The 21,785-nt window shown below is 71.5% G+C and carries 22 protein-coding genes; 12 read left to right on the forward strand and 10 right to left on the reverse strand.

The genetic code is table 11. From position 1 onward, the window contains the following. Positions 1-20: 20 nt before the first annotated feature. The 3 genes from AB0M63_RS42710 (at position 21) to AB0M63_RS42720 (ending at position 5,014) form a co-directional block, all read left to right on the forward strand. Positions 21-467 carry a DUF3052 domain-containing protein gene (locus AB0M63_RS42710; RefSeq protein WP_366023204.1) on the forward strand — a complete coding sequence of 149 codons (447 nt, stop codon included), beginning with the start codon at positions 21-23 and terminating at the stop codon, positions 465-467. A gap of 106 nt (positions 468-573) precedes the next feature. Further along, a complete protein-coding gene (locus tag AB0M63_RS42715; RefSeq protein WP_366023205.1) occupies positions 574-1,467 on the forward strand; it encodes a glycosyltransferase in 894 nt (297 codons plus the stop codon). 415 nt (positions 1,468-1,882) lie between these two features. Continuing rightward, positions 1,883-5,014 (forward strand): BTAD domain-containing putative transcriptional regulator, encoded by a 3,132-nt coding sequence (locus tag AB0M63_RS42720; protein ID WP_366023206.1) that lies wholly within the window; start codon positions 1,883-1,885, stop codon positions 5,012-5,014. Positions 5,015-5,017: 3 nt separating this feature from the next. Here the strand turns inward: AB0M63_RS42720 and AB0M63_RS42725 are convergent, their stop codons facing one another. Then, positions 5,018-6,715, reverse strand: a complete 1,698-nt coding sequence (locus AB0M63_RS42725) for a bifunctional 3'-5' exonuclease/DNA polymerase (RefSeq protein WP_366023207.1) — start codon at positions 6,713-6,715, stop codon at positions 5,018-5,020. 243 nt (positions 6,716-6,958) lie between these two features. Between AB0M63_RS42725 and AB0M63_RS42730 the strand changes: the two genes are divergently transcribed. Continuing rightward, positions 6,959-7,504, forward strand: a complete 546-nt coding sequence (locus AB0M63_RS42730) for a Uma2 family endonuclease (protein WP_355907792.1) — start codon at positions 6,959-6,961, stop codon at positions 7,502-7,504. A 9-nt stretch (positions 7,505-7,513) separates the two neighbouring features. On the opposite strand, the gene AB0M63_RS42735 is transcribed toward AB0M63_RS42730, so the two are convergent. The 3 genes from AB0M63_RS42735 to AB0M63_RS42745 are packed head-to-tail and all read right to left on the reverse strand — an operon-like array spanning position 7,514 to position 11,158. Then, the gene (locus AB0M63_RS42735) at positions 7,514-8,230 is read right to left on the reverse strand and encodes a Clp protease N-terminal domain-containing protein (RefSeq protein ID WP_355907794.1); all 717 of its coding nucleotides are present in this window, start codon (positions 8,228-8,230) and stop codon (positions 7,514-7,516) included. A gap of 31 nt (positions 8,231-8,261) precedes the next feature. Further along, positions 8,262-10,427, reverse strand: coding sequence for an FtsX-like permease family protein (locus AB0M63_RS42740; protein ID WP_366023208.1), 2,166 nt, complete (start codon positions 10,425-10,427; stop codon positions 8,262-8,264). Continuing rightward, entirely contained in the window at positions 10,421-11,158 is a 738-nt protein-coding gene (locus tag AB0M63_RS42745) for an ABC transporter ATP-binding protein (protein WP_366023209.1), read from the reverse strand. Before AB0M63_RS42745 ends, AB0M63_RS42740 begins: the two co-directional genes overlap by 7 nt. 104 nt (positions 11,159-11,262) lie before the next feature. Here AB0M63_RS42745 and AB0M63_RS42750 point away from each other — a divergent pair, with 104 nt between their 5' ends. Further along, on the forward strand, positions 11,263-12,375 hold the full coding sequence (locus tag AB0M63_RS42750) for a DUF2786 domain-containing protein (RefSeq protein ID WP_366023210.1): 1,113 nt from the start codon (positions 11,263-11,265) through the stop codon (positions 12,373-12,375). Between the two features lie 6 nt (positions 12,376-12,381). On the opposite strand, the gene AB0M63_RS42755 is transcribed toward AB0M63_RS42750, so the two are convergent. The 4 genes from AB0M63_RS42755 to rpmB all read right to left on the reverse strand — a co-directional run bounded on the left by AB0M63_RS42755 (position 12,382) and on the right by rpmB (position 14,094). Beyond that, positions 12,382-12,900, reverse strand: a complete 519-nt coding sequence (locus AB0M63_RS42755; RefSeq protein WP_355907806.1) for a DUF4232 domain-containing protein — start codon at positions 12,898-12,900, stop codon at positions 12,382-12,384. Positions 12,901-12,963: 63 nt separating this feature from the next. Beyond that, positions 12,964-13,476 (reverse strand): hypothetical protein, encoded by a 513-nt coding sequence (locus AB0M63_RS42760; RefSeq protein ID WP_366023211.1) that lies wholly within the window; start codon positions 13,474-13,476, stop codon positions 12,964-12,966. Positions 13,477-13,552: 76 nt separating this feature from the next. Continuing rightward, the gene (rpsN, locus tag AB0M63_RS42765; protein ID WP_366023212.1) at positions 13,553-13,858 is read right to left on the reverse strand and encodes a 30S ribosomal protein S14; all 306 of its coding nucleotides are present in this window, start codon (positions 13,856-13,858) and stop codon (positions 13,553-13,555) included. After that, positions 13,858-14,094 (reverse strand): 50S ribosomal protein L28, encoded by a 237-nt coding sequence (rpmB, locus tag AB0M63_RS42770; RefSeq protein ID WP_262063132.1) that lies wholly within the window; start codon positions 14,092-14,094, stop codon positions 13,858-13,860. Before rpmB ends, rpsN begins: the two co-directional genes overlap by 1 nt. Before the next feature lie 75 nt (positions 14,095-14,169). On the opposite strand from rpmB, the gene rpmG reads away from it, so the two are divergent. The 4 genes from rpmG (at position 14,170) to AB0M63_RS42790 (ending at position 16,408) form a co-directional block, all read left to right on the forward strand. Further along, a complete protein-coding gene (rpmG, locus tag AB0M63_RS42775; protein WP_355907813.1) occupies positions 14,170-14,334 on the forward strand; it encodes a 50S ribosomal protein L33 in 165 nt (54 codons plus the stop codon). A gap of 5 nt (positions 14,335-14,339) precedes the next feature. Beyond that, entirely contained in the window at positions 14,340-14,588 is a 249-nt protein-coding gene (locus tag AB0M63_RS42780) for a type B 50S ribosomal protein L31 (RefSeq protein ID WP_366023213.1), read from the forward strand. A 2-nt stretch (positions 14,589-14,590) separates the two neighbouring features. Further along, a complete protein-coding gene (locus AB0M63_RS42785; RefSeq protein ID WP_366023214.1) occupies positions 14,591-15,802 on the forward strand; it encodes a GTP-binding protein in 1,212 nt (403 codons plus the stop codon). Positions 15,803-16,189: 387 nt separating this feature from the next. After that, on the forward strand, positions 16,190-16,408 hold the full coding sequence (locus AB0M63_RS42790) for a DUF397 domain-containing protein (RefSeq protein ID WP_234478148.1): 219 nt from the start codon (positions 16,190-16,192) through the stop codon (positions 16,406-16,408). 66 nt (positions 16,409-16,474) lie between these two features. Here AB0M63_RS42790 and AB0M63_RS42795 read toward each other — a convergent pair whose 3' ends face one another. Beyond that, entirely contained in the window at positions 16,475-16,987 is a 513-nt protein-coding gene (locus AB0M63_RS42795) for an ATP-binding protein (RefSeq protein ID WP_355907821.1), read from the reverse strand. Between the two features lie 354 nt (positions 16,988-17,341). Between AB0M63_RS42795 and AB0M63_RS42800 the strand changes: the two genes are divergently transcribed. From AB0M63_RS42800 to AB0M63_RS42810, 3 genes are all read left to right on the forward strand, one after another. Further along, entirely contained in the window at positions 17,342-18,166 is an 825-nt protein-coding gene (locus tag AB0M63_RS42800) for a helix-turn-helix transcriptional regulator (protein WP_355908054.1), read from the forward strand. A 79-nt stretch (positions 18,167-18,245) separates the two neighbouring features. Then, entirely contained in the window at positions 18,246-19,706 is a 1,461-nt protein-coding gene (locus tag AB0M63_RS42805) for an aldehyde dehydrogenase family protein (protein WP_355907824.1), read from the forward strand. Positions 19,707-19,821: 115 nt separating this feature from the next. Beyond that, positions 19,822-20,355, forward strand: a complete 534-nt coding sequence (locus AB0M63_RS42810; protein ID WP_366023215.1) for a DinB family protein — start codon at positions 19,822-19,824, stop codon at positions 20,353-20,355. Here AB0M63_RS42810 and AB0M63_RS42815 read toward each other — a convergent pair. Further along, the gene (locus AB0M63_RS42815) at positions 20,349-21,755 is read right to left on the reverse strand and encodes a glutamate decarboxylase (RefSeq protein ID WP_355907831.1); all 1,407 of its coding nucleotides are present in this window, start codon (positions 21,753-21,755) and stop codon (positions 20,349-20,351) included. The genes AB0M63_RS42810 and AB0M63_RS42815 overlap by 7 nt on opposite strands. Positions 21,756-21,785 lie beyond the last annotated feature (30 nt).

Genomic DNA, 21,785 nt, shown 5'->3' on the forward strand with positions numbered 1-21,785 from the left:
CACGGGACGAAGGGCAGGCCATGAGCAACTCCCCCACGGCGGCCGGAGGTTACTCCGCCACCCCGCTCGCCAGGAAGATCGGCGTCGGGCCGGGCCACCGGATCCACCTGCACCACGCCCCCGACGGCTGGGACATCCCCGGCCTGCCCGACGGCTGCGAGGTCGCCGACGGTGGGCCGCGCGGGGCGGACGTCACCGTCGCCTTCTATCAGGAACGGCGGCGACTGGACGCGGAAGGACCGGAACTCGTCCTCGGCCTCGCCGACACCGCCATGCTGTGGATCGCCTGGCCCCGCAAGGCCGCGGGGCACGCGAGCGACATCACCGAGAACGGACTGCGGGAGGTGTTCCTGCCTCTCGGGGTCGTCGACGTGAAGGTCGCCGCGCTGGGGGAGGACTGGTCGGGGCTGAAGTTCGTACGGCGGAGGGAAAACCGGCAAAGCCCCAACAAAGGTCCCGCAAAATGAACTTGAGTCGGGGCAACCGGCCGACCTGAGGCAACATCTTGGTGAACGGTGAGTGCCGCGCGCTCGGGGTGCGGGCATCGCCGGACGGCCGGATGGAGTGAGGGACGTGGTGGAGCCGAGGATCGCGGTCGCCGTGGTGACCATGGGCAACCGGCCCGCCGAGGTCGACGCGCTCCTGGAGTCCGTGGCCAAGCAGGACCTCCCGCCCACCCGCATCGTGATCGTCGGCAACGGCTGCCGGCTCCCCGAGTTCACCGACCGGCTCTCACTGCCCGGCGAGGTCACCACCATCGACCTCGACGAGAACCTCGGCTGCCCCGGCGGCCGCAACGCGGGCCTGGCCGCGCTCCGCGCCTTCGGCGACATCGACGTCGTCGTGGAACTCGACGACGACGGACTCCTCGTCGACGCCGACGTCCTGCGCCGCGTACGCGACCTGTACGCCGCCGAACCCCGCCTCGGCATCGTCGGCTTCCGGATCGCGGACGAGCACGGCGAGACCCAGCGCCGCCATGTGCCCCGGATCGGCGCGGGCGACCCGATGCGGGGCGGCTACGTCACCCAGTTCCTCGGCGGCGGGCACGCGCTGCGCATGGCGATGCTCGCCGAGACCGGGGACTGGCCCGCCGAGTTCTTCTTCGCGCACGAGGAGACCGACCTCGCCTGGCGGGCAGCCGACGCCGGCTGGCGCATCCGCTACGCGCCCGAACTGCTCCTCCAGCACCCCAGGACCTCGCCCGCCCGGCACGCCATCTACCACCGGGTCACCGCCCGCAACCGCGTCTGGCTGGTCCGCCGCCGGCTCCCGCTCGCGCTGATCCCGGTGCACCTGGGGGTCTGGACGCTGCTCACCCTCGTACGGACGCGGTCGCGCGCCGGACTGCGGGCGTGGTTCGGCGGGTTCGTCGAGGGCCTGCGCGAACCGGCGGGGGAGCGGCGCCCCATGCGCTGGCGGACGGTGTGGCGGCTGACCCGGCTGGGCCGCCCGCCCGTCATCTGATCCGCGAAGACGCGAAAACGCGGGAGTGGGGGACGAGGGCCCCGGTCGTTCACCTCCGCCGACCGGGGCCCTCTCGCGTCCCCGGACCCGGCCACGACGGCGACACTCCCCCGAGTTGCGCGTCGAACGCGCGCACCGTCGGGCCAGCTCCGATGAAGTGATCACATCAGGTCGCGCCAACGAATCGCTAACATGTGGCCAACGGTGCGCCCGGTGCCCCTGGGGCGGATGGCCTGAAGTCGCCGCGCGGTGGCGGCGGATGGCGGGTACGGTAGCGGATCCCGGCCCTCGAAGGCCCGGGACGGTGTGGCGGAAAACCGCTGCGAACAGGGCGGATATCCGCCAGTGACGGCGGAAGAGCTCCGCCGCGGAGCACGGCCGCGAGGGCCGCGCGGAAGGGCGACGGGTCGGTGTGATGCGGTGCGAGCTGCGGTTCGGACTGCTGGGCACGACTGTCCTCTACGGCTCTGACGGCGGCGCCGCGCAACCCATCGGCGGCGCCAAGGTGCGGGTCCTGCTCGCCGCGCTGCTGCTGGAGGGCGGCCGGGTCGTCTCCGTCGACGCCCTCAAGGACGCCCTGTGGGGCGGTTCACCACCGGCCTCCGCGCACGCCTCCCTGCACAACCACGTGACCCGGCTGCGCCGTCTCCTCGACGACCCCGACCGGCTGCGTGCCGTACCGCCGGGCTACCTTCTCCGCGTCGACGAGGGCGAGTTGGACGTCCATGTCTTCGAGGACCGGGTCGCCGCCGCCCGCGCGGCGCACGCCGACCGGGACTGGCCCGGGACCGTCCGGGCGTGCGCGTCGGCCCTCGCCCTGTGGCGCGGCACCCCGCTCAGCGGCCTCCCGGCCGACCTCGGCGGCCACGCCTTCGCACAACGCCTCACCGAGGCCCGCCTCCTCGTCCTCGAATGGCGCTACGACGCCGAGCTGGCCCTCGGCGGCATCCGACTCGGCGGCCTCGTGCCGGAGTTGACCGCCCTGACCGCCGAGCACCCCTTCCGTGAGGGCTACCACCGCCAACTGATGCTCGCCCTCCACCGCACCGGCCGCCAGGCCGAGGCCCTCACCGTCCACCGCGACCTGCGCAACCGCCTGATCGAGGAACTCGGCGTGGAGCCGGGGGAGGGGGTGCGGGCGGCGCATGCGGAGGTGCTGCGCGGGAAGGGGGGCGCCGATGTCGCGGAGGCTGGTGGGGACGAGCCGGTCAAGGTGCCCGCCCCTGCCCAACTCCCGCCCCCGCCGGCCCACTTCACCGGCAGAGCCGACACCCTCGCCGCCCTGCGCACCACCACGGTCCCCCTCTCCGTGATCAGCGGCATGGCAGGCGTGGGCAAGAGCGCCCTGGCCCTGCACACGGCCCACGAACTGCGGGAACGCTTCCCCGACGGCCAGTTGTACGTGAACCTGCGCGGCGCCACCCCGGGCATGGCCCCCCTCACCCCCGGCCAGGCGCTCCACGCCCTGCTCCGCGACCTCGGCGCTGAACCCCGGCACATCCCCGAACACCCGGACGCGGCAGCGGCGTTGCTCCGCTCCCTCCTCGCTCCGACCCGCACGCTGATGGTGCTGGACGACGTCGAGAACGCCGCCCAGGTACGGCCGTTGCTGCCGGCCGGCACCGGCTGCGCGGTGATCGTCACCAGCCGCTCACCGCTGACCGCCCTCGACGGCGCCCGCCGCTTCCCGCTCGCGCCGCTGTCCGGCGAGGACAGCGCGGCACTGCTGCGCGCGGTGTCGGGCAGGGACGGCCTCGACGCCGACCACCCGCTCGTCGAACTCACCGGCCGACTCCCCCTCGCCCTGCGCGTGGTCGCCGCCCGCCTGGCCGCCCGCCGGGCCCTGACCCCCGACGTCCTCGCCGACCAACTGACGGCCACAGAAGGCCGGTTGCACCACCTGGAGTACGACGACCTCAGCGTCCGCCGTTCCCTCGCGGTGGCCCACGACGCCCTCGCCGCCTCCGACCGCCAGACCGACCGCGACGCGGCCCACGCCCTCCACCACATCGGCACCCTCGACCTCCCGACCTACGGTGCCCCCCTCCTCGCCCGCCTCACAGCCACCGACGAACACCGCTCCGAGTCCGCCCTCAACCGCCTCGTCGACGTGGCCCTCCTGGAGGAGACGGCGTACGGCCGCTACGCACCGCACGACCTGGTCCGCGACTTCGCCCGGGAACTGGCGGCGGGGGCGGGTGGTGACGGGGCGGTGGCCGGGTCATCCACCGCCACGGGGGCGGCCGGGCAGCGCGATGGGTCGTCCGCCGGCACCGGCGTGGTCGAGCCGCACAGCGGCATCGCGGTGGCTGGGCCGCACAGCGACGCCTCCGCAGCCGCGCCGCGCAACGACACCAGCGTGGCCGACCCGCCCGGCGACCCCGTCGACACCGCCCTCGCCTGGTACGCCGCCCTCGCCGAGCGCACCCTCACCGCGATCGTCGAACCGGGACTCGACCAGGACGACCGGCGTCGGCCGACCGCCGCGCAGCCTGCCGGGCATGCGGCGGAGGTGGCGGCTACCGCTCCCTTCGCCGGTTCCGAAGAGGCCTTTGCCTGGGGGGACTCGGAGTTGGAGAACGTGGTGGCGCTCGTGACCCGCTACGGGGGCGGCGGCGAGGGTGTCGCCGACCTTCGCAGGGTCGCCCATGTCTCGACCCTCGTCCGGCTCCTCTTCCCCTATGTCCTGCGCAGCGGCCGAGTCGCCGAGATGGAGGTGCTGGGGCGGGTCGCGCTGGACGCGGCGCGGCTGCTCGGGGACGCGGCGGCGGAGGCGTACGCGCTGGGGGACCTCGCCGGGCTGCACTTCCTGACCGGTCGGCAGAGCGAGGCCCTCGGGCTCAACGACCAGGCCCTGGCGATCTGGTGGCGGCTCGATGCCCTCTCCTGGATCCGGCGCTGCCTCAACAACCGGGGCCTGCTGCTCGAAGGCCTCGGCCGCTACGCCGAGTCGGGTGTCGCGCTGCGGCAGAGCCTGGCGTACTCACGGCAGTTGGACGACCCGTACGGCGAGGCCGTGACCCACAGCCACCTCGGCAACCTGTACGAGCACACCGACCCGCGGGCCGCCATCGAGCAGCACCGGCGCTCGCTGGCCATCGGCGACGAGATCGGCGCCGTCATCGTGCAGCACTCCGCGCACTGCAACATCGGCTACGCCCACCTCACCCTCGGCGAACCGGCCGCCGCCGTACCGCACTTCGAGGAGAGCCTGCGCATCCTCGGCGGCCACGGCGACTGGCACGGCGAGTCGCAGACCCGCCTCGGACTGGTCCGCGCCCTCCGCCTCCTCGGCCGTACGGAACGCGCCGGCACCGAATGCGCCGAACTGCTCAGCCGCGCGGACGCCCGCGCCGACCGCTACATGGGCGGCCTCGCCCGCCACCAGCACGGCCTGCTGCTGCGGGAGCGGGGCCGGGCAGAGGAGGCGTACGACGCATGGCAGGCCGCCCTGGACGCACTCGACGGCACGGACGAGAAGGCGGTGCTCCAGGAACTCGGCGAGTTGTTGTCGCAGGGTGACGCGCGTCGACCACCCCGGCCGTAGGCCCTACTTGGCGTCGGCATAGCACTCGACCACCGCGACCGTGAACGGAAACCGCACCGGCGTCTCCCCGAACGTCAGCCGCCCGGCGAGGTCGGCCGCCTCCTGTATCGCGGCGGCCACGGCCTCGGCCTCCTCCTCGGGGCAGTGCACGATCACCTCGTCGTGCTGGAAGAAGACCAGCTCGGCCGCCAGCTCCGCACAGGACCGCCGGAGCGCGGCGAGCATCAGCAGCGCCCAGTCGGCGGCGCTGCCCTGGACCACGAAGTTGCGCGCGAAGCGGCCCCGGGCACGGGAGTTGGTGGAGGCGTAGCCCGGCACCCAGCCCTGGTCGCCGGGGGAGGCGGAGGCGTCGGCGGGGTCGTCCTGGGGGATGCCCGCCTCCTCCGCCGCGTCCTCGCCGCCGGCCACCGGCGGGCAGGTCCGCCCCAGCCAGGTCCGCACGAGCCGCCCTTCCTCGCCCGCCCGCGCCGCGTCGTCGACGTAGGCCACCGCCTTGGGGAACCGGCGTCTGAGCGCGGCGAGGTTCTTGAGGCCGTCGCCGGAGGTCTGGCCGTAGACCGCGCCGAGCACCGCGAGCTTGGCCTGGGCGCGGTCGCCGGAGAAGGCGCGGTCGGACACCGACTGGTAGAGGTCGGTGGCCCGGCCGGCCACCTCCATCAGTCCGGGGTCGCGGGAGATCGCGGCGAGCACCCGCGGCTCCATCTGGTCGGCGTCGGCGACGACGAGCCGCCAGCCCGGGTCGGCGACCACCGCCCGCCGGATGACCTTGGGGATCTGGAGCCCGCCCCCGCCGTTGGTGACCCAGCGCCCGGTGACGGTCCCGCCGGCGAGGAACTCCGGCCGGAACCGCCCCTCCCGCACCCAGTCCTGCAACCAGGACCACCCATGAGCGACCCAGATCCGGTAGAGCTTCTTGTATTCGAGGAGTGGCTTCACGGCCGGGTGGTCGAGGGTCTGGATCTCCCAGCGCCGGGTCGACCTGACCTTGATCCCAGCCGCACCGAAGGCCTTGACGACGTCCGCGGGGAGATCCGGCCGCACCCGTCTCCCGAAGGCGGTGGACACCTCGTCCGCCAGCTCGGCGAGCCGGCGGGGCTCACCGCCTCCCGCGTACCGCTCGCCCAGCAGCTCGTGCAGCAGTTCCCGGTGCACCTCGGCGCTCCAGGGCAGCCCCGCGCGGTTCATCTCGGCGGCGACCAGCATGCCCGCCGACTCGGAGGCGGTGAGCAGCCGCATCCGGTCCGGATGTGTGGTGGTGTCATGGCGCCGCTGCTGCTCGGCGTAGACCGCGAGGAGGTCGGCCAGCGGGAGGTGGACGCTCTGCGGCTCGAAGAGCGAGGACTGCGAGCCGGGCTCGGCGGCCCGCTGCGGCGGATCCGGCGGCACGGGCCCACCGCGCAGCCGGGCCAGCGCGGCGGCGGCCGACCGCGGTTCGCCGTGCCGCCCCTCGTGCCCGAGCAGCAGCGTCTCGGCGTCCTCCACGTCATAGCACCGCTCCACCCGCACCCCCGCGGCGAGCAGCGCCGGATACACCTCGGCGGTGGACCGCCACACCCACCGCGAGACCTCCGACCGCCCCCGCACGGCCTCGACGAGATCCGGCTCCCGCCGCACCGCCCCCACGGGCAGCCCGTCCGGACCGAGGGCGGCGACCTCAACGCCACCGCCCTCGGCCGGAGCGAGCGCCCAGCGATCGGTCATGTTCGCGAGTCTGGCACGCGGGTCTGACAACGGCCCCGACCTGCACGAACCGGCTCGCGGGCCAGGCGTCCCCGAGCGAAGAAACGTCACGCGCACACTCGTACGAGTGACGCATCGCGAGATCGCGGAGGGCCCTCTCGCCTACGCTGGCAGGGTCGCTCCGTACGAAGGAGGTCCGCCGTGGCACTGACCGCCCCAGAACGCCGACTGAGCCCTCATCCGGGTCCGACGGAGGAGAGGCGTATGGACACGTCGGTCGAGGCCGCCTTCGACGCGTTCGACGCTGCCGCCCCGGAGGGCTGGCGCGTGGAGTTGATCGAAGGGAAGATCCACGTGGTGCCTCCGGCCAATGGGGAGCATGAAGAGATCGTGTCCGAGACGGCGGAGCAGGTGACGCTGAACCGTCAGGACCGCGAGCTGCGTACGTACACCGGCCTCGGCCTGTACGTTCCGGGCACGTCCGACACCGGCAGGGTCATCCCGGACCTGGTGATCGCCCCGAAGGGCAGCTTCGCCGACGACCAGCGCTATCACGACCCCGCGCCCGTCGTCCTCGTCGGCGAGGTCACCTCCGACTCCACCGCCGCCAACGACCGCGGGCCCAAACTCCGCGGCTACGCCCGCGCGGGCATCCCCTGCTACCTGCTGATCGACCGCGAGGCCGGAACGGTCATCGTCTACAGCGAGCCCTCCGAGGACCGCTACACCCGTGCCGCCGAGATCGAGATCTCCAAGACCGTGGCGCTGCCGGAGCCGCTCGGGTTCGACCTCGACACCAGCCGTTTCTGAGGCGGCACGTCAGCCCGGGAGCTTGTTCAGCATCTCGGCGATGTGCCGTTCGCTCGTCGGCTTGTCGATGCCCAGGCCGTTCAGCACGCCCTCGCCGTTCTCGTGCTCCAGCAGGGCGAGCAGGATGTGTTCGGTGCCGATGTAGTTGTGGCCCAGGCGCAGGGCCTCGCGGAAGGTGAGTTCGAGGACCTTCTTGGCGTCGGGGCCGTAGGGGATGAGGTCCGGGACCTCCTCGGCGGCCGGCGGCAGCGCCGCGGTGGCCGCCTGGCGTACGGCGTCCAGGAGGACCCCCTGTGCGGTGATCGCCTTGCCCGCGAGGGCGTCCGGTTCGGCCAGGAGGCCGAGGATCAGGTGCTCGGGGCGGCCCTCGGGGTTGCGGGCGGCGACGGCCTCGTTGTGGGAGGCCATCACCACGTTCCGAGCGCGGACGGTGTACCGGCTGAACCCCTGACTCGGGTCGAGGTCGGCCGACTCCTTGGCCACGAACCGCTTCTGCGCCGCCTGCCGGGTGACCCCCATACTCCTGCCGATGTCCGTCCAGGAGGCCCCCGAGCGCCGGGCCTGGTCCACGAAGTGGCCGATCAGATGGTCGGCCACATCGCCCAGATGATCGGCGGCGATGACCGCGTCCTCAAGCTGGTCGAGCGGTGCGGGGTGGACCTTCTTGATGGCCGCGATGAGGTCGTCGAGACGTACGGATGAGGTGACGTTCGGGTTGGTCGTCATGTGTCAACCTTAGGTTGACAGTCCGGAGGTGTCAACCCCGGGTTGACATCGCCACCGCCCCGCCAACCCCCGCCGCAACCACCCCGATCCCCGCACAAGCCCCCACGCACACCCCCACCACCCCCCAAGGCACCCCCACCCCCACAGGCGCCCCCAACACCTCCAACGCCCCGGCCAATCCGGCAAGGTTGACCGCGCTCACCCCCGCCCCGAGCCCGGCCCCCACCCCCACGGACACCAGTGCCTCTCCTGCGACAACTCCGAGCAGCTGCAAGCGAGTTGCCCCCGCGAGCCCCAGTGACCGCAATTCACCGCCCCGCGCGGACATCGCCATCAGCAGCGTCGAGGCCAGCGAAATGCCCGCGTACACAAGGGAGATGCCCAGCACCACGAACAGCCCGAGCCGGGTCTGCGCCCCGCTTCCGCCACCCCACATGCCCATCTCCGGATACGTTTCCGCCAGCCACGCCTCCGCACTCCGGACCGTCCCCCCGGAAGCCCTCAACTCGGTGAGCATCCGCGCCCGTTCGACCGCCCCGCCCGTGAGCCGTACCTCCAGCCGGTCCACCGTCGCCCCCGGCGCGTTCGCCGCCGTCACATACGCCCCGTTGTCGCCGGTTCCGCGCGCCAGTACCGCCACGATCCGCAGCCGGGCCGCCCGCCCGTCCCCGAGCCATACCCGCACCCAGGTGCCGACCGTGTGCCGCTGCCACTCCTCGTTCACGACGATCGAGCGGTCGTCCAACTCCCTTACGTCACCGGCGATCACCGGCAACCGCGTGACCTCGGCGAACGCCCGCACATCCCGTACGGCACGAGCGTCGGAGCGGACGAGGGCCGTGCCGTCCTCCCGTACGAAGACCGCGGTCGAGGCGGACGCGGAGACGGTCGCGCCCGGGACCGCCGATGCCACCGGGATCTTCAACCTCTCGCCCGTGACGACGAATTGGGCCCGCGTCCGCTCTCGAGCCTCCGCCGCCTTCGCCCCCGTGACCGTCCACGCCGACCCCAGCAGCGAACCGGCCAGCGCGACCGTCACCAGAACAGGCGCCGCCACAGCGGCGGTTCGCCGTACCGAGGCCGCCGTGTTCTCGCGGATCAGCAGCCCGCTCGCGCCCGGCAGCCGCACCAGCAGTCGTACGACGGGGCCCACCAGGGCGGGGGACAGGGCGGCCACCGCGGTGATGAGGATCATCGGCTGGGTCGTGTACGTCTTCCGTTTCAGCAGGTCCGCCGGGTCCGTCCACAACGACCGGGCGAGCAGGGCCAGTCCGGCCGTCAGCAACAGACCGCCGATCAGCTTCCGCGACCACGGCAACACCCCCGTGTCCACGGCCGCCTCCCGCAAGGCCTCCGCCGGACCGACCCGCCCGGCCCGCCGCGCGGCCGCCCACGCTCCGGCCGGTGCCACCAACACCCCGACACAGAAGGCGACTTCGTACGGCCATCGCACATCCGCCCGCAGCGCGAACCACGACGGCGCCACCCCGCCCTCCACCAGCGCCCGCACCAGCCACGGCGCGGCCCGGACCCCCAGCGCACACCCGGCCGTCGACGCCACCAGCCCCACCGCCCCGGCCTCCCCGAGCAGCAGTCGCCGTACCTGACCCGGAGTCGCCCCGGCCATCCGCAGCAGCCCCAACTCCCTTCTCCGCAAGGCGATCACGAAGGCGAAGGTCGAGGCCATGACGAACACGGACACGAAGCCGGTGACCCCGGCGGCCGTGCCGAGCAGCGCGACGACGGAGGTCAGTTGCTCGGCGTCACGTGCCGCGGACGGATCGGCGAGCCGGCGCGCACTCCCCGTCAGGACGCTCGCCCGCTCGCCCACCACCGCCCGTACCGCCGCGACCGGCGCGTCCACCCCGACTGCGTCCCGCCGTCCGTCGGCGGCCAGCCGTACTGGTCCCAACGCCCGTAGTTCCGTCAGGAGTTGGTTGTCCACAGGGTGTGGATGAGCGAGCTTCTTCGACACCTTCGCGGTGGACGGGCCGCGCCGCACCTCCACGGTGAGCGTGTCCCGGCCCAGCACCACGACAGGCGAGGACGCGAACCGCTGCGGCGCCCGCTCCGGCGCGCCCACCGCCGAGGCGAGACCCGCGAGCGCCGCCGCCGGCACCGCGACCCCCAGCGCCACGGCGACGAACGCACCGACCAGCGACACCCATCGCGTACGCAACGAAGCCAGGATCAGCACGGCACGCCCTCCAGGGTCGTCAGGCGCGCCGCCACCTCGGCCGCGGACGGTGCGAGCAACTCCCCGCCCACCCGGCCGTCGACCAGGAAGACGACCCGGTCGGCGTACGAGGCGGCCACCGGATCGTGGGTGACCATGACCGTCGTCTGGCCCTCGATGTCCACCAACTCCCTTAGCAGGGTGAGCACTTGGCGGCTGGTGTTGGTGTCCAGCGCTCCGGTCGGCTCGTCCCCGAACAGCACCGCCGGACGCGTGATCAGCGCCCGCGCGAGCGCCACCCGCTGCTGCTGCCCGCCCGACAACTGCGACGGCCGGTGCCCGGCCCGCTCCGCCAGCCCCACCCGCTCCAGTGCCTCACGCACGGCCCCGCGCGAGGGGCGGCGCCCTGCCAGCCGTAGGGGTAGGACCACGTTCTGCGCGGCGGTGAGCGAGGGGAGGAGGTTGAAGGACTGGAAGACGAACCCGATCCGCTCGCGCCGCAGCAGCGTCCGCCGCCGTTCGCCCAGCCCCGACAGCTCCACCCCGGCGACGGTCACCGTCCCGGCGTCCGGCCGTTCCAGCCCCGCCGCGCACTGGAGCAGCGTCGACTTCCCGGACCCCGACGGCCCCATCACCGCCGTGAACGTGCCGGCGCCGAAGTCCAGATCCACCCCGTCGAGGGCGCGCACATCGCCGTAGCGACGCCGAAGTCCCCGAATCCGTACGACTGTCCGTACGACTGTCTGTGTCATGCCCCCATCGCACCGCGCCCGCCCCGCGCGCACACGACCACCAGCGGGCGTCCCGGTGGTATGCCCAGCCCTACCTCCCCGTCACCCCATGACACGATCGACGGGTGAGCAGCACGACCGGCACCGTCGAGCGCGCCTTCGAGGCCGCCCTCTACACCGACACCCACGACGCCCTCGACACGGGCGCCTCGATCCTCGCAGCCGACCCCGCGGCCGACCCCGAACTCGCCCGGCGGGGGCGGGAGTTCGTCGCGGCGGCCTGGCGGCGCGGGTGGCAGCCCGCCGATGTCGTACGGCTGGTCCGGCGGGACCTGGACGACGTACACGTACGACTCGTGTCGGCGCTGATCCGCGAACAGGCGCCCGACGACCGGGCGCGCGGGCCGCGCTGGACCGCGCAGGTGGAGGAGCTGGCCGCCGCCGAGCCGCCGGCCCGCACCGACCGCTTCACGCAGGCCACCACCGTGCTGGAGCTGTACCGCCTGCTGCTGCGACTGCCGGCCGTCGAACCCCTGGACGAACCGAAACGGCACGAGAGCCGTCGGCCCGTGTCCCGCATGCTGACCCGGATCCGCGCGCTGCTCGCGAAGGCGGAGGCGACCGGGTTCCCGGAGGAGGCGGAGGCGCTGAGCGCCAAGGCGCAGGAGCTGATGGCGCGGCACAGTATCGACGAGGCGCTGCTCGACGCGCAGGCGCCGGCGAAGGACGCGCCCGGTGCCTGCCGGATCGGGGTCGAGGCGCCGTACGAGCAGGCGAAGGCGGTGCTGCTGGACGCGGTCGCCGGGGCGAACCACTGCCGGGCCGTGTGGAACGACGCCTTCGGGTTCTCCACGGTCGTCGGCTTCGAGGGCGATCTGGAGGTGGTCGAACTGCTCTACACCTCGCTGCTGGTGCAGGCCACGACCGCGATGACCCGGGCGGAGGCGGCCCAGCGCGCGGGCGGCCGTAGGCGGACCAAGACCTTCCGGCAGTCGTTCCTCGCGGCCTACGCCCACCGCATCGGGACCCGGCTGGCCGAGGCCGCCGGAACCCAGGTGACCGACGACCTGCTCCCGGTCCTCGCCACCCGCGAGGTCGCCGTCACCGACCGCGTCGACGAGATGTTCCCTGAGACGACCACGACCCGGCTGCGCGGGGTCAGCGACGAGGCGGGCTGGACGGAGGGCGCCGAGGCGGCGGACCGCGCCCAGGTCAGGGCCCGGCCGCCGCTCGACTGACGGACGTCAGTCGCCGGCCTGGGTGAAGGCGCCGACCGAGGCCTCCGAGTCGCTCACCGAGGTCTTGCCCTGGACGGGGCCGTAGGACCACTTGTAGCTCGCGGTGTCGCTGCTGCCCGGCAGGGTGATGACCACCTTCGTCGCGGCCAGGCTCAGCTTCTCGCCGGCCTTGCCGCGTACGTAGGTGATGGTGAAGGAGGCCGCGTCGCCCTTGGCGAGGGTCAGCTTCTGCGCCTTGGCGCCCTTCTGGGTGGCGAGGGCGACCTTGGTGCCGCCCGCCTCCAGCGAGGCGCCGGGGAAGCCGTCCAGGGTGCACGGCTTGCTCTGGTTGGTGAGCGAGACGGGGACCTCGCCCGTGTCGCCCGCGGCCGGGGCGGTGCTGGCGGGGCCGACCTGGACGGCGACTCCGTCGAAGGAGCAGGCCGAGCCGTTCTTGCTGTCGGCGGAGCCGCCGCCGCTGCCGTTGCACGCGGTCAGGAGCAGGGCCGAGGCGACGGCGGTGACGGCGAGGGAAATGGTGCGCATGAGGGGATCATCCCGCACCGGGCGGGGCTCCGCCGACACGAGGCCCACGGGACGCGGAGCGGGCTACGACCCGAGGCTCGCCGTCGGCAGGCCGGACGGCAGTTGCCCGCCCTCGGAGCGGGTGTAGGTCTCCTCGCCGAGACTGCCCGACCAGGTGACCGCGAGACTCGACTTGCTGACGGAGCCGACCATTCCGGTCGCCCGGGTCTTGCTGCCGTCCGTACACGTGAGGTGGATCATCTGCATGCCCGCCTCCTCGCCGGCGGTCCCGCTGCACACGCTTCCGCCGGTGCTGAAGAGCGCGGCCTGCTTGCCGGTGATCACCAGCGCCACCGCCTTGCCGTCGGTCGTGGCGAGCCAGCTCCCCTGCAGCCCGTCGGACGCGGCCGACGGGCTGCTGCCGGTGGCGCCTCCGGTGTCCGCCGTGGCGGTCGAGGTGGCGGACGCGCTCGGCGTGGACGAGGAGTCGTCCTTGGAGTCGTCACCGCTGCACGCGGACAGCACGAGCGCGCCCGCCAGACCGGCGGCAGCGGCCGCGATCCGTACCGTCGACACCGTCGAAAACGCCGTAGTCACTGGTAGCTCCCCATGCTGTAGCCGGACGGCCGCCCGGCCGGCCTTGGCCGGAACGACCGCAGCAAGCTACCAGGGGTCACCAGGAGGATTTGCGGACGCCGGGTAGGTATCCGCTGTGAGCCTGCCCGCGCAGGTTCACCCGGGACAGCCCGAAGGCGCGGAAGTAACCGCGGGGCCGCCCGTCGACCTGGTCGCGGTTGCGCACGCGGGTGGCGCTGGCGTCCCTCGGCTGACTGCTCAACTCCCGCTGGGCGGCGACCCGTTCGTCCTCGGTCGAGCCGGGCCGCCGGATGATCTCCTTCAACTCGGCCCGCCGCTCCGCGTACCGCGCGACGATCTCCCGCCGCCGTTCGTTCTTCGCGATCTTGCTCTTCTTGGCCATCAGATCCGCACCCCACGGGCACGGATCCGGGCCACGGCCGCCTCGACGCCGATCGCGTCGACGGTCCTGATCCCCTTGGTGCTCAGCCGCAGCCGTACGTAACGGCCCTCGCCGGGCAGCCAGTAGCGCTTGGACTGGATGTTCGGGTCGAAGCGGCGCGAGGTGCGCCGGTGGGAGTGGGAGATGCGGTTGCCGAAGCCGGGCTGTGCGCCGGTCAGCATGCAGTGGGCGGACATGGGTGACGTACCTCTCCTCGATCGGGGTCGCAGCCGGTGCTGCTAATGGAATTCATTTTCAGTAAGGTATCAGGCATGGCTCGCAACGAACTCCGCCCGGTCATCAAGCTCCGGTCCACCGCCGGCACCGGCCACACCTACGTGACCCGCAAGAACCGCCGCAACGACCCCGACCGCCTGACCCTGCGCAAGTACGACCCGGTAGCAGGCCGGCACGTCGACTTCCGAGAGGAGCGCTGACCGCGATGCGCGAGAACATCCACCCGCCCTACGGCCCCGTCGTCTTCCGGGACCGGGCCGCGAAGCACGCCTTCCTGACCCGCTCGACGATGACGAGCGCGAGGACGATCGAGTGGGAGGACGGAAACACCTACCCCGTCGTGGACGTCGAGATCTCCGACGTCAGCCACCCCTTCTACACCGGCACGGCCCGCGTCCTGGACACGGCCGGCCGCGTGGAGCGCTTCGAGCGCCGCTACGGAAAGCGGGACTGACGGTGCACGACCTCTCCGTCGCGATCGTCGGCGGCCTGCACGCCGACGCCCGCAGAGCGACCGTCGCCCACCTCCTCCACGAGGTCCCCGGCAGTGTTGTTCTCCACCACGACCTGGCTACGGCGACCGCGGGCACGGTCGTCCGCACGATCCGGGACGCCACGGGCATCGTCTCCGCCGGTGAGACCCCGCTCGTCGACGACTGCGCCTGCTGCGCCCTGCGTGAGGACCTGGTCCCGGAGCTGCGCCGACTGGCCGCGGCCGGCCAAGTCCGGTTGGCCGTCGTCGAGTTGTGGGACTCCGTCGAGCCCAAGGCGATGGCCGAGGTGATCACCTCCGGCGGCCTCACGGTCACCGCCGTCATCACCGCCGTCGACCCGGCCCTCCTCCTGCCCTACCTCGCCAACGGCGACGACCTCACCGCGGCCGGCCTCGCGGCAGCCCCCACCGACCGGCGAACCATCGCGGACACCTTCGCCCGCCAACTGGAGTACGCCCCCGTCCTCGCGGTCCTCGACTCCGAGGAGGCCGATGACGAGGACCGGGAGCTGTTGGGTCAGTTGCATCCGACGGCGCGCCAAGTAGCCGTAGGAAAAAGGGCGTTGAGGCCAGCGGATATCGAGCGGGGCTCGATGCCGCGATCGCCCTCGCCCGGATCCGGCGCCCGCCCCTTCGGGACCCCCCTCGTCGAAGCCGCCCTCGCCGGCTTCGACGTGGAAGCCGCTGCCGCCGCCCAGCACCCCGCCTGTGCGCTCCTCCCCGTCGAGGCCGATGCGCACGGGGTCGGCACGCTCGTCTGGCATCGGTGCCGGCCCTTTCACCCGGAGCGGTTGTACGCGGCGCTGGAGGACCTGACCTGTGCCGCGGCCCGTAGCCGGGGGCGGTTCTGGCTCGCCGACAAGCCCGACTCGTTGTTGCACTGGGACGCGGCCGGCGGTGCCCTGTGTGTGGAGAGTGCGGGGCCTTGGCTGGCCTCATTGCCGGACGCCGCCTGGGAGTTGGTGCCGCCGGTGCGGCGCGCCGCCGCCGCGCTCGACTGGCATCCGGAGCACGGCGACTGCTGTCAGCACCTCGTCTTCACGTCCCCGGGTCTCGACCGCGACGGACTCGAACGGCTCCTGGAGTCCTGCCTGTTGACCGACATCGAGTACGCCGCCGGCCCCGCTGCCTGGAAACGCCTCCCGCCCGTCTTCGACACCTTTCTGGAGACATGACCGTGCCCCGCAGGCCCGAGCGCCCAGCAGCAAGGGGGGTGGCCCTCGCGATCAAGAACGCCCGGGAGATGACATTGTTGCCCTACTCGACCCGGTAGCCGCCCCCTCCCGGAACACAAGTGCCCCGGTACGCGTCTTCACTAGGACATGTCCTGCGAGGACCGGGGCAGACGCTGGAACGGCATCGGTAAAGCAGTCGTCAAAGCTGTAACCGGAGCACCACCCCCCGTGCACGTGCATCTGCCCATGCATCTGCACATGAACAGGGCTATGATCCGGAACAGTTGACCACTGCATCAATGGCCACACCAGCCAGTGCACAACCGGGAGCGACCTGTGGACCACCGCGTTGACAGCGTGTACTTGGGGTACGACGTGTACAACGGCATGGCTGCCACCCAGCTTGACGGAGTGGCCTGGCAGAAGAGCCGGCACAGCAACTCGCAGGGCTCCTGTGTGGAGTTCGCGCGGCTGCCCGGAGGGGACGTGGCCGTGCGCAACTCCCGCTTCCCGGACGGTCCCGCGCTGGTCTACACGCGCGCCGAGATCGAGGCGATGCTGCTGGGCATCAAGGACGGCGAGTTCGACCACCTGATAGTGGGATAGCGGTCCGGCGCACCCCCGCGTCGGCAACGCGCGTAGAACCGCGGCCCCAAAAAGAGCCGCGGTTCGTCACGCGTTGTTCTGCGCGGTGTCGCCCTGCAGCCGGAACAGCGCCCAGACCACCTTGCCGCTGAGCGTCCCCGCGAGCGGGTGCCAGCCCCAGCCGTCGCTGAACGAGTCGACGAGGAACAGACCCCGCCCCGACTCCGCCGAGAAGTCGCCCGAGTCCTGCGCGACGGGACTGTCGTGACTGGGGTCGCGCACCGCGCACACCAGCCGCTCCGTCCACCGCATCAGATGCAGCCGCACGGGCGGGTTCTGGTCCACGACGCGCGGGGTGTTGGCCGGCAGCGCGTGCCGCAGCGCGTTGGTGACCAGTTCGGAGACCACCAGGCAGACGTCGTCGAAGCGGTCGCCCAGATCCCACTGGTCGAGCGTGCGACGGGTGAACTGCCGTGCCTCGCGCACCGCTTCGTAGCGGGCGGGCAGGGCACAAGAGGCGGCGCTGGACACGGCCGAGGGGTCCAGCGGTGGAAGGCCCTGCCGTAACGGCTTGAGCATGGTCGATCCATTCGTCCCCATGCGAGGCACTCCCGGGAATTCGCGGTCGTTGCGATGCAGCGGTGGCGCGAGACCATGGTTTCGGATGCGTACAGCAGATGCAAGGGCAGATGCACGTGCAGCTGACCGAATTGGACCCACCCGTACCGCTTGTTGGCCATTTTTTCCGCCAACTTCACGCCGTTCTCACGTCCTGACCTTGCTTCTTCCTGACCTCTTCCTGACGACTTCCTGTGAACAGGGGCCTCTTCTTTCCATTTCTGTAATCGAACGAGTACTGCTCGAAGTGTTTTAGTGGCAGACTGCGGCCCCTGAAGACGGTTGGGGAGGCTGACGAACGTGAGCGCGGGAGAGCCCGGATCGGTGGTGCGGCGGATGCTGCTCGGCTCGCAACTCAGGCGACTGCGTGAAGCACGCGGGATCACCCGCGAGGCCGCGGGGTACTCGATCCGTGCTTCCGAATCCAAGATCAGTCGCATGGAGCTGGGGCGAGTGAGCTTCAAGACCCGGGACGTAGAGGACCTGTTGACGTTGTACGGCATCACGGACGAGGCGGAGCGCATCTCACTCCTCTCCCTCGCGAAGGAGGCCAACGTAGCGGGCTGGTGGCACAGTTACTCGGACGTCCTGCCCAGTTGGTTCCCCACCTATGTGGGGTTGGAGGGCGCCGCCTCCCTCATCCGCGTCTACGAGGTGCAGTTCGTGCACGGGCTGCTGCAGACCGAGGCCTACGCCCGCGCGGTCGTCCGGCGCGGTATGAAGGGCGCGAGCGAGGCCGACGTGGAGCGGCGCGTGGCGCTGCGCCTGGAGCGGCAGAAGTACCTGGTGAACGAGAACCCGCCGGACTTCCACATCGTCCTGGACGAGGCCGCCCTGCGCCGCCCCTACGGCGACCGCGAGGTGATGCGTGGCCAGCTGCAGCATCTGATCGAGGTCTCCGAACACCCCAACGTCCGCCTCCAGGTGATGCCGTTCGGCTTCGGCGGTCACGCCGGCGAGTCCGGCGCCTTCACCCTCCTCTCCTTCCCGGAGTCCGACCTGTCGGACGTCGTCTATCTGGAGCAGCTCACCAGCGCGTTGTATCTGGACAAGGCCGAGGACGTCACCCAGTACGAGAAGGCGCTGAAGGAACTTCAGCAGGACAGTCCGGGCCCGGACGAGAGCCGGGATCTTCTTCGGGGACTGCTCCAACTCTCTTGAAACACAAGTACGATGACGTGTGATCAGACCGTGATGATCGTGTCTGCTGTTGATCGTCTGCCAGCGATTGAGGGATCACATGTCGTCCTACTTCACCGACCTTGCTCAGCAGTACATCGACGGCGAATGGCGCCCGGGCACCGGCTCCTGGGACATCATCGACTTCAACCCGTACGACGGCGAGAAGCTGGCGTCGATCACGATAGCCACGGTCGACGAGGTCGACGAGGCGTACCGGGCGGCCGCCCGCGCGCAGAAGGCGTGGGGCGCGACCAATCCCTATGCCCGCCGTGCCGTGTTCGAGAAGGCCCTGCGGCTCATCGAGGACCGCGAGCAGGAGATCGCCGAGGTGATCATCGCCGAACTCGGCGGCACGCGCCTGAAGGCCGGCTTCGAACTGCACCTCGCCAAGGAGTTCCTGCGTGAGGCGATCCACCTCGCGCTGCGCCCCCAGGGCCGGATCATCCCCTCGCCGGTGGACGGCAAGGAGAACCGCGTCTACACCGTCCCGGTGGGCGTCGTCGGTGTGATCAGCCCCTTCAACTTCCCCTTCCTCCTCTCCCTCAAGTCGGTGGCCCCCGCACTGGCGTTGGGCAACGGCGTGGTGCTCAAGCCGCACCAGAACACCCCGATCACCGGCGGTTCCCTGGTCGCGAAGATCTTCGAGGACGCGGGCCTGCCCGGCGGCCTCCTCAACGTCGTCATCACCGACATCGCGGAGATCGGCGACGCCTTCATCGAGCACCCGGTCCCGAAGGTCATCTCCTTCACCGGCTCCGACAAGGTCGGCCGCCATGTCGCGACCGTCTGCGCCTCGCACTTCAAGCGCTCGGTGCTCGAACTCGGCGGCAACAGCGCCCTCGTGGTCCTCGACGACGCCGACATCGACTACGCGGTCGACGCGGCGGTCTTCAGCCGCTACGTCCACCAGGGCCAGGTCTGCATGGCCGCCAACCGCGTCCTGGTCGACCGCTCGATCGCCGACGAGTTCACCGAGAAGTTCGTCGCCAAGGTGAAGTCCCTCAAGGTCGGCGACCCGCGCGACCCGGGCACGGTCATCGGCCCGGTCATCAACTCCTCGCAGGCGGACGCCATTTCGGGCGTCGTCGACCAGGCCATCGCGGAGGGCGCGACGGCCCTCGTGCACGGCACGGCCACCGACAACCTGGTCGAGCCCTCGGTCCTGACCGGCCTCCCCGCCGACTCGGCGCTGCTGCGCCAGGAGGTCTTCGGCCCGGTCGCCTTCCTCATCCCGTTCGACGGCGAGGAGGAGGCGGTGCGCATCGTCAACGACACGCCGTACGGCCTGAGCGGCGCGGTCCACACCGGCGACATCGAGCGGGGCGTCAGCTTCGCCAAGCAGATCGACACCGGCATGTTCCACGTCAACGACGGCACCGTGCACGACGAGCCGATCGTCCCCTTCGGCGGCGAGAAGGCCTCCGGCCTGGGCCGTCTGAACGGCGAGTCGATGCTGGACGCGTTCACCAGCCTGAAGTGGATCTCGGTGCAGCACGGACGCAGCGGTTTCCCGTTCTAGATCTCTTCCACCGATCCAGCGATTGAGGACAGAACCTGACCTCAATGGCCCGTAGCTTCGTCGGTGTCGGGCAGGGGGACGGGTTCCCTGCCGGCACCGGCGAAAGGCGAAGGCCATGGTCACGCACGTAGCGGCACAGGACGACGAGCGCGAGGCGCTGCTCGCGTTCATCGAGGAGCAGCGGGGCGGCATCCGCCGGGCCCTGCTCGGACTGACCGAGGAACAGGCCGCGAGCAGGCCGAGCGCCAGCGAACTCTCGCTCTCCGGCCTCCTCAAGCACGTCTCCCAGGTCGAGCAGGGCTGGATCGCCCGGGCGAAGCAGGAGCCGCCGGAGGTCGAGCGGGACCAGTCCAACTGGCACGAGTCGTTCCGACTGGTCGACGGCGAGACCATCGAGTCCCAGCTCGCGTACTGGGAGAAGGTCGCCGCCGGGACCGAGGCGTTCATCCGCTCGGCACCGAGCCTCGACGACACCTTCCCGCTTCCGAAGGAACCCTGGTTCCCCGAGGGCAGCGTCTCGATCCGCTGGGTCTGCCTCCACCTGATCCGCGAGACGGCCCGCCATGCCGGCCACGCCGACATCATCCGGGAGTCCCTGGACGGCGCGACGGCCTATGAGCTGGTGGCGAAGGAGCGAGAATCTCAGTGATGGAATCCCGTAGCCGCCCCCTTGTCCCGGGTGAACGGATGCGCCTGGCGGCGCAGCTCCGGTAGCAGCCGGGTCAGGTCGTCCAGGAACAGTTCCGCGAGGTCCGCCGAGAAGCCGTTGCGGCAGACGACGCGTAGGACCGAGAGGTCCTCGCGGTTCGCCGGGAAGGTGTACGCGGGGACCAGCCAGCCGTGTTCGCGGAGGCGGCGGGAGACGTCGAACACGTCGTAGTTCTCCACGCCCGGGGCGGTGGTGAAGGCGAAGACCGGCAACTCGTCGCCCCGGGTGAGGAGTTTGAAGTCGCCGAGGGCCTCGATGCGGTCGGCGAGGCCGCGGGCCACGTCGCGGGTGGACTGCTGCACCGCGCGGTAGCCCTCGCGGCCCAGGCGCAGGAACGTGTAGTACTGGGCGACCACTTGGGCGCCGGGGCGGGAGAAGTTGAGGGCGAAGGTGGGCATGTCGCCGCCCAAGTAGTTGACGCGGAAGACGAGTTCCTCGGGGAGGGCCTCCTTGTCGCGCCACAGGGCCCAGCCGACGCCCGGGTAGACCAGGCCGTACTTGTGGCCGGAGGTGTTGATCGAGGCCACGCGCGGGAGGCGGAAGTCCCACACCAGGTCCTCGTCCAGGAAGGGCGCGACCATGGCGCCGGACGCGCCGTCCACATGTACCGGGATGTCGAGACCGGTCCGCTCCTGGAGCGCGTCGAGCGCGGCGCACAGGTCGGCGATCGGCTCGTAGGACCCGTCGAAGGTCGAGCCGAGGATGCCGACGACCCCGATCGTGTTCTCGTCGCACAGCTCGGCGGCGGCCTGCGGGTCGAGGTGGAACCGGTCGCCCTCCATGGGGACTTGGCGGGCCTCGACCTCCCAGAAGTTGCAGAACTTCTCCCAGCACACCTGGACGTTGACCCCCATCACCAGGTTCGGGCGGGCGGCCGGGTAGCGGTCCTTGTTGCGCTGCGTCCAGCGGCGCTTCAGCGCCATCCCGGCGAGCATGCAGGCCTCGCTGGACCCGGTCGTCGAACAGCCCACCGCGGCCGACGGGTCCGGCGCGTTCCACAGATCCGCGAGCATCGCCACACAGCGGCGCTCCAGCTCGGCCGTGCGCGGGTACTCGTCCTTGTCGATCATGTTCTTGTCCCGGCACTCCGCCATCAGGACGCCGGCTTCCGGCTCCATCCAGGTGGTGACGAAAGTCGCCAGGTTCAGCCGGGAGTTGCCGTCCAGCATCAGCTCGTCGTGCACGACCTGGGCCGCCGTCATCGGCGCCAGCGGCGCGTCCGGCAGCCGGTGCTTCGGCGGGGCCTCGGTCATGCCGCCGACCGGATTGGCCTCTCCGTAGAAGGGGTTCACGGACATCGGGCGCTCGTCGGAGTGCTCGGGACCTTTGTGCAACGGCATGGCATGCCTCCTGCGGCAAGTGACAGAGGA

It is taken from the genome of Streptomyces sp. NPDC051576 (genome assembly GCF_040681835.1).
GTDB lineage: Bacteria > Actinomycetota > Actinomycetes > Streptomycetales > Streptomycetaceae > Streptomyces.